An 11,929-nucleotide genomic window follows, 5' to 3' on the forward strand; every position below is an offset into this window, starting at 1 on the left:
GGAGTGGCGGAATTGGTAGACGCGCTGGATTTAGGTTCCAGTATCTTAGGATGTGAGAGTTCAAGTCTCTCCTTCCGCACCATGTTCTTAATTAGAACTAAAACTCATCCAAATTTAAAGTTGGGATATCGCCAAGCGGTAAGGCACCAGGTTTTGATCCTGGCATTCCCAGGTTCAAATCCTGGTATCCCAGCCACTTTCTAAATTATCCTGTATTTTTCCTCATTAGCATATTTGTGTATAAATTCATTTATATTAACTGGCTTGCTAAAATAATACCCTTGTAAATAATCACAATCCATTAGCGTTAATGTTTGTTTAAGATCGTTATTTTCTATTCCTTCTGCAACTACTTTACAATTAAGCCGTGTGGCTAAAAACAATGTCGACTCAACAATCGCATAATCAGCTATTTGTGTAAGCATATCTTTTATGAATGATTGATCTATTTTTATTTGGCTTACAGGCAACTCTCGCAGTAATACTAAAGACGAAAAACCAGTACCAAAGTCATCTACACTAAATTCAAACCCTCTATTATTTAAATTTTGCATCATTGTGCGAGCGGCTTCTAGGTTTGTCATCATAGCGCATTCGGTTATTTCAAATATAATCGCGTCGCTTAGTGTTGGGTCATGCTTTACTAGCTCTTCAACAAACTCGTAAAACTCTGGGCTTTCTAAATCTTTAGTTGAAAGATTCACGTGCAACTGCCCTATAAAGCCAGCTGCTTTTAACGCTTTTAAATGTTTTATTGTTTCGAGCAGTACCCATTTTGAAATATTCAATATCAGCCCACTTTGCTCTGCAATACTAATAAACACTTCAGGGCTGATAAACGAGCCATCGCTTTGCGGCCAGCGTATTAATGCCTCTGCACCATGTACCTCGTTAGCTTTAGCATCAAAAATAGGTTGCAAGTAAAGCTCAAACTCATGGTTCTGAATCGCTTGTTTAATACGCGAGGTCATATTTGAAAGCTCGTTAGCACGAGCGCTCAGCGCCTCAAAGTAATGTACGTACAGTTGGTGCGTAGCTTTGGCTTCATGCAGTGCTAAGTCAGCTTGTTTTAATAACTCATTAGCATGCGACGAATGATTAGCAAAGGTGGTTATCCCGACAGTAACGTGGACACGTAAGCTGTGCTCGTAAATGTGAAATGGATGCTTGGTTGATTTTTTTATCGCTTCAATGCATAAATCAACAGTCTCATTAGTTGAGTCATCAATAATAAGTGCAAATTCATCGCCGCCCAAACGATATAGCTTAGCTATGCCGATAATATTATGACTGAGAGTTTTCGAAAAAATGCTGAGCAACATATCCCCTACTTTATTGCCGTATGAGTCATTAACAGACTTAAAGCGGTTTAAATCTATCAGCATTAAATAAAACGAAGGCTCGTACTTAACGTGTTTGTTAAGCACTTGGAAAAACTTTTTTCGATTAGGAAGGCCGGTTAAACTGTCGTTTTCGGCAAGGGTTCGTTGGCGCTTTGCAAAGCGGTCTATTTTTAAAATACTTTTATAACTAAGCTGAATAACTAAATATACAAAAGCCCCGCCGCCAAACAAAATGAGTGATACACTCGTTGCAATAAAGCCGTCAATATCGTTATTTACAAAATAATAAAGCACATACCAATAACCCACTATAAAGCTAAAAATAAGCGCTAGTAACAAAATCCACGATACACGGTTAGTTTTTTTACAAATTTTTATTGTAGGCACAATACTAAGCGTTAATAGCAAAGCGCCAACGATGAGTATAAAAATAAAAAAATTATCCACAAACACACTACTTTTATTTGATTAGTAGTTTGAGTATGGCAAAAAAATGTAATAACGGAATAAATTAATAGCAGATGTTCTAGTTACGTCAGAAGGGGAGTGATTGGCTGTGCATTTGTGCAGTTAGCCAATCACTTAAGTTGATTTAATTAAGCTCTCCACTAATGGCATATTTTAATACCCAGTTTTTTAAAGGGCCGGTATTGTTAGCCATTTTTAAAAACTGACTACGCGCCCATTTAAGCGGCGTAATGTGATTAGAAAAACCAAAATAACACGCATCCATCATGCTCATCATTAACAGATTAGCCTTACGGCGGCTTCGCTCGTACTCTTTTAGCTTTATCGGGCAGCCAATATCATCAGCACCTTCAAGCTCCTGTGCCAGAGCAACCACATCTTGAAAACCTAAATTAACGCCCTGCCCTGCTAATGGATTAATTGTGTGTGCTGCATCACCCACTAGCACTACTCGCCCATTAGAGTAATTATTTGCATGCTGGCGAGTAAGCGGAAATACCGCATGGCTTTGTACCTCAAAATCGCCAGCAAGGGATGGAAATTTATTTAAAATATGCGCCTTAATTTGCTCAGCCGTTAATCCTTTAAACTTTTGTAAGGTGCTAGCGCTGTCGTACCAAATTAAATTTGCGTAGGGCGCCTGCATCGGTAGAAATGCTATAGGGCCTGTAGGGGTAAATTGTTGCCATGTTTTTACTTGCTGCGGCGCATCAAGCTTTATTAGTACACCCATGCAATGCTGCTGATATTGCCACCCCGTTACACCAATATTAGCTTTTGCACGTAGCTGTGATTGCCCACCATCAGCTGCTATAACTAAATCAGCAGTATAATGGGTATCGCCATAAATAAGGGTGATTGACGCACTATCTTGCTTAATAGCCGTTAAGGGAGCTGATTGCTCAATAACCTCAATGTTATAATGTGCAAACTGCTGCCAAAGGCTTGCTTGTATTAAATTGTTTTCAATTAAGTGGCCTAGGTGCGAGGTATTAATATCATCACAATCAAATAATAGGTTGTCGCCACCACGTTCAAACGCTTCTAACTGCTGATAAGGCGCTAAACGGTTTTGCCTTAAAATAGGCATAGCCCCTAGCTCATCCAGCAAGTTTTCTGAAAAACGATTAATAGCCGATACTCGAATATCTACTTGTTCACTTGCTAAAATAGCGTCGGCGTTTATCAGTTTTTTTTCTATTATTTGTACTGATTTTCCTTGCTGAGCAAGCTTTATTGCCATGGCCGCTCCGACCATCCCTGCGCCTACAACAATCACTTTGTTTTTAGTCATGTTTTTCATCATTTGGTTAATACGTGAAACTGTTTTGATTGTACCGTAACTCACAGGATGTATGCGAGAGTATATAACTATCACGCTATTAAACTGCCTATGTATTGATTTGAGATCACAAACATGAAAACTATACTTGGATCTGGGCGGGTATCCAGCTAAAATACGCGTCCTTTAAGTGAGCAACCTTGCTCCTTAATCCCGTTTTAAGCACATTTTTGTGCCACTACCGAATTGAACACGAGGCTATATTTCAATGAGCAAAAAGCTGCATATCAAAACTTGGGGTTGTCAGATGAACGAGTACGACTCTCAGAAGATGGCTGATCTTTTAGATTCAACCAACGGCTACCAGCTAACGGAAGAAGCAGCAGACGCCGACGTTATTTTACTTAATACCTGTTCAATTCGTGAAAAAGCGCAAGAAAAAGTATTTCACCAATTAGGCCGCTGGAAGTTGTTAAAAGACGACAAGCCAGATTTAATTATTGGTGTAGGTGGGTGTGTTGCCTCACAAGAAGGTGACTCTATTCGCCAGCGTGCCCCCTTTGTTGATGTTATTTTTGGCCCGCAAACTCTGCACCGTTTACCAGAAATGATTAAACAAGTGCAAGGCGACAAAGGCTCATCGGTGGTTGATATTTCGTTCCCAGAAATTGAAAAATTTGACCGCTTACCAGAGCCAAAAGCAGAAGGCCCGTCTGCATTTGTATCAATAATGGAAGGGTGTTCTAAGTACTGTACTTTTTGTGTTGTACCTTACACCCGTGGTGAAGAAGTTAGCCGCCCATTAGATGACGTATTATTAGAAGTTGCACAACTTGCTGAGCAAGGCGTACGTGAAGTAAATTTACTAGGCCAAAACGTAAATGCATACCGCGGTGAAACACACGATGGTGAAATTTGTTACTTCTCTGATTTAATTCGTTACGTAGCAGCAATTGACGGTATTGACCGTATTCGTTACACCACTTCGCACCCGGTTGAATTTACGCCAGATATTATTGATGCTTACGCCGATGTACCAGAGCTTGTAGATCACTTACACCTACCTGTGCAAAGTGGTTCAGACCGTATTCTTAATTTAATGAAACGTGGTCATACAGCGCTTGAGTACAAATCAACAATACGTAAACTACGCAAAATTCGCCCTAATTTAAGCATGTCGTCAGACTTCATTATTGGTTTCCCAGGTGAGAGCAAAGCCGACTTTGAAGCCACCATGAACCTGATTAACGACATTGGCTTTGATATGAGCTTTAGCTTTATTTACAGTGCGCGTCCAGGTACCCCTGCCGCCGACTTGCCTGATGACGTATCAGAGCAAGAGAAAAAAGAGCGCTTATACCTACTACAAAATCGCATTACGCAAATGGCACAGCAAATTAGCCGCCAAATGTTTGATACAGAGCAACGTATTTTAGTTGAAGGTCCTTCTAAAAAGAACCCAATGGAATTACGTGGCCGCACCGAAAACAACCGTGTAGTTAACTTTGTTGGCCCACACACAGTGATCGGTCAGTTTGTTGATGTACGTATCACCGAAGCGTTACCAAACTCTTTACGTGGCGATTTAATTCGTACAGAATCAGAAATGAACTTACGTCGTGATGTTGCTCCTTCAGCTATTTTAACAAAAGCGGCAAGCGTGGAGCCAAAAATCGATACAACCAACGAAATTGGCGTAGCTACTTTCGTACCGTAGTTGTATAAATTCATTGCGCCAGTAACGCTTACTGGCGCACCCGAATAGGAAGTAATTTTGAGTAATCAGTTAAAAACATTAGAGATTTATTTAGAACCTGCCGACAACAAACGCCTTTCTTCTTTATGTGGACCGTTTGACGAAAATATCAAACAAATTGAACGCCGCCTAGGTGTTGAAATAATCCACCGCGACAACTTTTTTAAAGTAACAGGTAAATTGCACTCAAGTGCCGCGGCCGTAGAAATTTTAAAAAACCTTTATGTTGATACTCAGCCTGTTCGTGGTGAAATTGGTGAAATAGAGCCCGATGACGTTCATTTAGCCATTACCGAATCAAAAGCCCTAGAACAAGACGTGCCGCAAAGTGCCTACGGCAAAGAAATGTTTATTAAAACCCGCCGTGGCGTAATTAAACCCAGAAACGATAACCAAGGTTTGTATGTTGCTAATATTTTGCACCACGACATTACCTTTGGTATTGGCCCTGCCGGTACAGGTAAAACCTACCTTGCTGTTGCCGCCGCAGTTGATGCCCTAGAGCGCCAAGAAATTCGTCGAATATTACTTACCCGCCCTGCGGTAGAGGCCGGCGAAAAACTAGGTTTTTTACCAGGCGATTTAAGCCAAAAGGTCGACCCATATCTGCGCCCGCTTTACGATGCGCTATTTGAAATGCTTGGCTTTGAAAGAGTAGAAAAACTGATTGAAAAACACATTATTGAAATTGCCCCACTTGCATACATGCGTGGACGCACATTAAATGATGCATTTATTATTTTAGATGAAAGCCAAAATACCACCGCTGAGCAAATGAAAATGTTTTTAACCCGTATAGGCTTTAACTCTAAAGCAGTAATAACGGGTGATATAACACAAGTTGATTTGCCACGCGGTGCGCGCTCAGGCCTTCGCCACGCAATAGAAGTACTTAGCGATGTTGAAGAAATTAGCTTTAACTTTTTCCAATCGCACGACATAGTTCGCCACCCTGTAGTTGGTCGTATTGTAGAAGCCTACGAGCGTAATGACGAAAGCGAGCGACTAAAGCGTATAGAAAAGCAAAAAGCCAAAGAGCAACTTGCCGCTCAACAGCCGCCGTCGACTAAAGAGTAATATTGTGAGCACCGAATTAGATTTACAAATAGCGTGTGAGTTTGACAACCTCCCAAGCGAAGAACAATTTGCACTGTGGGCCGACAAAGCCCTGAGTAAGTTTCGTGATGAGTCTGAGCTGAGCATTGTTATAAGCGATGAAGCCCAATCACAACAATTAAACAACGACTACCGTGGTAAAAATAAACCAACTAATGTGTTGTCGTTCGAATTTGAAGCACCGCCAGGCATTGATTTGCCATTAGTAGGTGATTTAATAATTTGCCCAGCCATTGTATTGGCCGAGGCAATCGAGCAAGAAAAGTCATTTCATGACCACTTTGCCCATATGGTTATTCATGGATGCTTGCATTTACTTGGATTTGACCATATAAAGAGTGAAGACGCTTTTGAGATGGAAAGCATAGAAAAGCAATTACTTGCAGAGCTAAACATAGCTGACCCATACCGGGACGAAATTTAAATTAACGGAGCATTTAGACGCAATGAGCGACGATAACTCGCAATCTAGCCAGGGTTCTTCTGGCAAAACGTGGATGGGCCGCATAGCCCAAATGTTGCAAGGGGAACCCCAGAATAGAGAAGAGCTGGTTGAAGTAATTGCCGACGCGCAAGAGCGTGACGTAATCGACCCAGAAACCAAAGAAATGATTGAAGGTGTGCTTGGTGTATCCAAGCTTAAAGTGCGCGATATAATGATCCCGCGCTCACAAATGGTCACACTTGAGGTCGACAGCCCCCTTGAAGATTTGATCCCCATGATGGTCGACTCCACCCACTCGCGTTTTCCGGTGGTGTGTGAAGACAAAGACCACGTTGAAGGTATTTTGCTCGCAAAAGACTTGCTGCCGCTTATTTTAAATAAAGATGAGCACCTACCCTCACTGCGAGAATATTTACGCCCTGCCATGGTAGTGCCTGAAAGCAAGCGCGTAGATACCCTACTAAATGAGTTTCGCCAGCAACGCTATCACATGGCAATTGTCATTGACGAATACGGCGGTGTGTCGGGCCTTGTCACCATTGAGGATATTCTTGAAATAATCGTTGGCGAAATCGAAGATGAGCACGACGAAGAAGAGGATCAACAAGACATTCGCCAACTTGCTAAGCATGTATACGTAGTACAAGCGCTCACCCCTGTTGATGACTTTAATGAGTACTTTAAAACAGGTTACAGCACCGATGAAGCCGATACCATTGGCGGCACGGTACTACACGCATTTGGCCATATGCCAAGTCGCGGCGAAACAATTGAAATAGACGACTATCAGTTCAAAGTAACTAATTCTGATAACCGTCGTATTTTACAACTGCAAGTCACCGTTCCTAAGGTTGATGAAAACGACAGTGAAGAAACTACTAACTAAACTCACCCTGTTAGTAAAAGATAAAAAAGCATGGCTCGCACTGGTTGCGGGCCTTATTTTAACTTTTGGCTACGCCCCTTACCAAATTTGGCCCATCGCATTTTTTAGCATTGCCGCCATTATTTTTTGTATCAACCCAAACAACACAGGTAAAGCGCACGCAAAAAGCGCCGCTAAATATGGCTTTATATTTGGCTTAGGCTGGTTTGGCGCAGGTATTAGCTGGGTGCATGTATCTATTGCCACCTTTGGCGGCATGCCGCTTATAGCATCGATCTCGTTAATGGCTTTACTGTGCTCATATTTAGCGCTGTTTCCAGCACTCGCGTTTTGGGCTGCAACTCGCTTTGCAAGCGGCCCTAAAAGCATGGGTGCACTGCTCATTGCCACCATAGCCATGAGTGAATATTTACGTGGGCACTTACTAACTGGCTTTCCGTGGCTAAGTTTTGGCTATACACAAACAGATGGCCCGCTCAGGCTACTTGCGCCCTTTATTGGCGAATTTGGCTTAACGCTTACCTGTGTAGCTATTGGTTTTGCCCTTTACAGGCTCACCCAAAAAGAGTTTAAAACCCCACTAATAAGCGCAGCCGCTTTAGCGTTACTCGTTATTGGCGCATTAAATACCGGTAATAATCGCTACTCTGGCAAAGAAATGTCGACCTTATTGGTGCAAGGTAATATTAAACAACACCTGCGCTTTGAACCCAGTGAGTTTTGGACCACCATGAGTAAGTACCAAGACCTAACGCGCCCACATTGGGATGCTGATCTTGTGGTATGGCCCGAAGCCGCGGTGCCCGAAATAGAAGCCCTGGCCGACACCTATTTAGCCAATTTAGACAGCGCGGCCTCGTTTAATAAAACCGCGTTAGTAACCGGTATTGTTGACTACCAGCTCGACACCAAAACCATTTACAACACCCTTATTGTGGTCGGTAATAAAGAGCACAACGACGAGCACGGCCATTACCGCTACCTAGACAAAAACCGCTACCGTAAGCACCAGTTGTTACCTATCGGCGAATTTGTACCATTTCAGGATATACTACGCCCTATAGCACCATTGTTTGATTTACCTATGTCATCGTTTACCCGTGGCGATAGAGTGCAAAACAACTTACGCGCCAATGGCTTTAACCTGCTGCCAGCCATTTGCTACGAAATCGTGTTTGCCGATTTAGTGCGCGGTAATTACCAAAGCGACTCAGACTTACTCTTTACGGTAAGTAACGATGCCTGGTTTGGCGACTCCATCGGGCCATTGCAACACATGCAAATAGCCCGCATGCGCGCATTAGAGTTACAACGCCCGCTGGTACGTGTTACCAACAATGGCGTAAGCGCCGTATACGACCCAATAAGCCACACACAGCAAACCATGCCACAGTTTGAAGCGGCGACCATGAAAGCCAATATAAAGCTTATACAAGGCGACAGCGTATACAGCCAATATGGCAATGTGTTTGTATGGGGATTTGTGTTGTTATTAGTGATTGGTGGATTTGGGGTTAGATTTAGGAAATAAAATAGGGTTGATAGCTGTGTGAAAACAGCTATTGAAAGAAAGGTGTCCTGTTGGGGTTCGCTTCGCTCTACCCAACCTACACAAATTACTTTTTAATCCAACCTATGCTTAAAATATAGCGAGTACCTTGCTCTATTTTTAATACTTGGTGCCGCTCAATATCAGGCCTGAAAAGTTTAACTCGGCTGTAATTCATAATTGGATTTTCACACAAAAACTCACCACCTTTCGCAGCATGCTTCAATACAATATTAAGCCTAAAATGTCTGCCAGTTTTAACTTTATCGGTATGCGGTTTTATTTCACTCCCCTGCGGGAATTTAATTAAGTAAGCATCAAATTTAAAAGGGAAGAGCATGTAGCACAATAACATTTTATCGTAGCCCGACTTTTGTCGGCCACGTTGCCAACTAAATAATTTATTTGCCATAAACTACACTTTCACTTGTTCTTAAAATCCCATAGAAAGAATATCAAAACCACTTAACTTTTAGTTCGGCGAAGTGCACTCTTCTTGCTTGTGGGCTCAGTAAATTACAGTGAATATCAATATAGCTACTCTTACTTGGTTCTATAAACATGTCATCGCTTTTGCCTAAACAATTTCCAACAAACTTTCCGTTTTCATCAAATGTGGACGCAATAACACCACCAGCATAAATGCTTTCGTTGCTTATATTTTTTAACTCTGCAGTAATTCTTACGCGCCCATTTTCTTTAAAAATATCAGAAAGGGTAAGTTTGTAATCATTACTTAAATCAGACGCGCTATCTAATGCTTTATTAGAAACCAGCTCTTTAAATCCACTATCCACCTCAGCAGCTATGGTAAGCGCGTATACACTGATGCCACCTAGCGTTGCTATTACAAACCCTACTCCCCAAAAAAAGCCTTTTAAAGTCTCATTAAAATTAGTACTCATTTAGTTCCTTTTTAATTTTTTACCACTGAATTTCATTAACGATGTATCCAAAGTAACTTTTTTCACCGACTAAGTTTATTCTCTTATTTCTAATTTTTTGTAGCTTGTGCGTATCTAAGTACCATCTAAATGAGCGTTCCTCGCCAGAGGATAAATCAATAAGGTTCAACCTTATACATTGCTGCTCATCATTTATAGTACAGGCACTTACATCGGTTAATAAATATTCTTTAGAGCATGGTTCCCCTAAATTATTTTCAGCATAATATAAGATGGGAACTACGCTTAAATTCCATAACGCTGTATATATTAAACAAGGGTACATCACTATCAAAAAACCTTTTACTAACTTACTGCCTTTAAAAAAGTGATTAGTCATTAAATAATTAAAGTTGTCATCACACCCATACTTTTTAAATAATGTATATATTACTGCCATGCTTAATATAGGTAATACTATCACCTCTATAATATGTAATTTTTTATTTGCAATGAAAGACGGATCGTTAAACTCGTACCACGTAATAAGTAACGCTAGATAACTCGTTAGTACGCATACAATTAATAAATATACAAAGCTTTTATGAAGCTCTTTATGCTTTACATTTAACAATTAAAGTCTCATTTAATTTTTATGGTGAAATTATCTTTTAAGTATGCTTTTAAACCCATAATACCAGCTAAGCGCTGCGACTGTGCCATGAGTTTCATCTTCAAAGTAGCGTTGATTTATAATTAGATTATCACTTGAGTGTGCTTTTAACTTTTTAGCGAATGCTAAGCCCCACTGGTAATTTGTTTTACCAATTTCGCCAAACGCTTCGCCGTTATTTGCAAAGGTAAAATATACATTGCCATTAAGCGGCTTATTTATAAGCTGTTTCTCATCAAAATAACGGTTTAGGTAGTTGTTATCCCACAGGTAGGTTGCATCAATAATTAAGTAATCTGTAAATAGCGCATGATTGCTAAGCAATACATAGCTGGCAAACAAGCCGCCAAAAGACTCACCTATTAATACGCGTTTAGTTGATGTTCGGTAATTTTTATTAATCAGTGGAATAAGTTCTTTTTCAAAAAAGGCGCTGTAGTTTGCAGCGTTGCCAATATTTTCAAACTTTTCGAGTAGCATCCCGTTAAATGTCCAATCAACATTGGTTGGGGTAAAATCTCGCTCTCTTATCGCATTTTTACTATTTGGAATGGCGACTATAATTGCTTGCTGTATTTGCTGCTCAAGCCGCTGAGTACTAAGTGCCTCGACTAGCCCGGCTACGGCTTTTAGATGTGTGTGGTCACCATCGAGCAAGTAAATAACTGGGTATACCTGGTTGGGGCTTTGATTGTAGCTTGGCGGTAAATAAACGCTAAAGCTGCGTTGTTCACCTAAAATAACGGACTTAAGCTGATAGGTTTTGGCTAAAGTAATAGGCTCTGAGGCATTTACATTTATTGTAAAAAATAAATATAAAAATATTATTGATAAGACTTTCATACATATCCTTGTATTAAATTAATAGCAAACCAAGAAGAAACGCCCTTCTTTCAACAATCAAAACACCGCTTTTATCACTATGCTATTCCTTAGCTCTTGAGGCTAACTTTTTATATATTGCATCTTTATCGCGTTTACCAATTGCGAGTACATACACCACAACTTCGTCATCAATGACTTCATAAGCAAGGCGGTACCCTGCCGTACGCAATTTTATTTTATAAACATTATCAAAGCCGCGTAGCTTTGAGGCTGGCACGTGGGGGTTATCTAAGCGCTCAGCAAGTTTCTTTTTAAACTGGCTTTTAAGTGATGGCGCGAGTTTTTCCCACTCCTTTAAGGCTGCTGGTAAAAACTTTAACTTATAAGTCATCTATATTAACTTCAACCGCTTGAGATAAATCGCCTCTGCGGCTCTCAACAACTTTAGTTAATTCATAATCATCCAATTGTTCCATTAGTTGCTCATACATTTGTGCAGGCACTAAGTACGCTGCAGGCTTATTATGATTTAATATGGCTATTGCAGCGCCATCTGCTTCATTTAAAAGCGCGGTTGGGTTTTTTTTAAGTTCTGAAATACTTGCTGAACAATCAGCTAAAACCTGTCTCATATAACACCTATAAAGAACTAAATTAAGATCTTATTTTAGCCCTTTTTTTATCTAAAGCTATATATTTTAT

General features: G+C 40.6%; 13 protein-coding genes and 1 tRNA gene. 6 read left to right on the plus strand and 8 right to left on the minus strand.

Features of this window, described 5'->3' with window-relative positions; genetic code table 11:
• The first annotated feature begins 121 nt into the window (after positions 1-121).
• A tRNA-Gln gene (locus AN391_RS14845) sits at positions 122-196 on the plus strand.
• A gap of 4 nt (positions 197-200) precedes the next feature.
• Here AN391_RS14845 and AN391_RS14850 read toward each other — a convergent pair.
• Both AN391_RS14850 and AN391_RS14855 read right to left on the minus strand, forming a co-directional pair.
• Entirely contained in the window at positions 201-1,790 is a 1,590-nt protein-coding gene (locus AN391_RS14850; RefSeq protein ID WP_055016127.1) for a bifunctional diguanylate cyclase/phosphodiesterase, read from the minus strand.
• Between the two features lie 145 nt (positions 1,791-1,935).
• Positions 1,936-3,117, minus strand: a complete 1,182-nt coding sequence (locus tag AN391_RS14855; RefSeq protein ID WP_055016176.1) for an FAD-dependent monooxygenase — start codon at positions 3,115-3,117, stop codon at positions 1,936-1,938.
• Between the two features lie 244 nt (positions 3,118-3,361).
• Between AN391_RS14855 and miaB the strand changes: the two genes are divergently transcribed.
• Genes miaB through lnt form a run of 5 tightly spaced genes read left to right on the plus strand, consistent with a single transcriptional unit; the run spans position 3,362 to position 8,827 of the window.
• Positions 3,362-4,810, plus strand: coding sequence for a tRNA (N6-isopentenyl adenosine(37)-C2)-methylthiotransferase MiaB (gene miaB / locus AN391_RS14860; protein WP_055016128.1), 1,449 nt, complete (start codon positions 3,362-3,364; stop codon positions 4,808-4,810).
• Positions 4,811-4,867: 57 nt separating this feature from the next.
• On the plus strand, positions 4,868-5,926 hold the full coding sequence (locus AN391_RS14865; protein WP_055016129.1) for a PhoH family protein: 1,059 nt from the start codon (positions 4,868-4,870) through the stop codon (positions 5,924-5,926).
• 4 nt (positions 5,927-5,930) lie between these two features.
• Complete coding sequence (gene ybeY / locus AN391_RS14870; protein WP_024033864.1) at positions 5,931-6,389, plus strand: rRNA maturation RNase YbeY; 459 nt, start codon at positions 5,931-5,933, stop codon at positions 6,387-6,389.
• A 22-nt stretch (positions 6,390-6,411) separates the two neighbouring features.
• Positions 6,412-7,296, plus strand: coding sequence for a CNNM family magnesium/cobalt transport protein CorC (gene corC / locus AN391_RS14875; RefSeq protein ID WP_004589463.1), 885 nt, complete (start codon positions 6,412-6,414; stop codon positions 7,294-7,296).
• Positions 7,277-8,827 (plus strand): apolipoprotein N-acyltransferase, encoded by a 1,551-nt coding sequence (gene lnt, locus AN391_RS14880; protein WP_200910099.1) that lies wholly within the window; start codon positions 7,277-7,279, stop codon positions 8,825-8,827. The genes corC and lnt overlap by 20 nt, the downstream gene beginning before the upstream one ends.
• A gap of 85 nt (positions 8,828-8,912) precedes the next feature.
• On the opposite strand, the gene AN391_RS14885 is transcribed toward lnt, so the two are convergent.
• From AN391_RS14885 to AN391_RS14910, 6 genes are all read right to left on the minus strand, one after another.
• Positions 8,913-9,257, minus strand: coding sequence for a hypothetical protein (locus AN391_RS14885; RefSeq protein ID WP_055016131.1), 345 nt, complete (start codon positions 9,255-9,257; stop codon positions 8,913-8,915).
• 43 nt (positions 9,258-9,300) lie between these two features.
• A complete protein-coding gene (locus tag AN391_RS14890) occupies positions 9,301-9,750 on the minus strand; it encodes a hypothetical protein (protein ID WP_055016132.1) in 450 nt (149 codons plus the stop codon).
• A 19-nt stretch (positions 9,751-9,769) separates the two neighbouring features.
• Positions 9,770-10,363: a hypothetical protein gene (locus AN391_RS14895; RefSeq protein ID WP_055016133.1), complete on the minus strand. Its 594-nt coding sequence runs from the start codon at positions 10,361-10,363 to the stop codon at positions 9,770-9,772.
• Positions 10,364-10,393: 30 nt separating this feature from the next.
• The gene (locus AN391_RS14900; RefSeq protein ID WP_055016134.1) at positions 10,394-11,245 is read right to left on the minus strand and encodes an alpha/beta hydrolase; all 852 of its coding nucleotides are present in this window, start codon (positions 11,243-11,245) and stop codon (positions 10,394-10,396) included.
• An 82-nt stretch (positions 11,246-11,327) separates the two neighbouring features.
• A complete protein-coding gene (locus AN391_RS14905; protein ID WP_055016135.1) occupies positions 11,328-11,618 on the minus strand; it encodes a type II toxin-antitoxin system RelE/ParE family toxin in 291 nt (96 codons plus the stop codon).
• On the minus strand, positions 11,608-11,859 hold the full coding sequence (locus tag AN391_RS14910; protein ID WP_055016136.1) for a type II toxin-antitoxin system Phd/YefM family antitoxin: 252 nt from the start codon (positions 11,857-11,859) through the stop codon (positions 11,608-11,610). The genes AN391_RS14905 and AN391_RS14910 overlap by 11 nt, the downstream gene beginning before the upstream one ends.
• Positions 11,860-11,929: the final 70 nt, after the last annotated feature.

Origin of the sequence: Pseudoalteromonas sp. P1-13-1a, assembly GCF_001401875.1 — a bacterium.
Classification (GTDB): Bacteria; Pseudomonadota; Gammaproteobacteria; order Enterobacterales; family Alteromonadaceae; genus Pseudoalteromonas.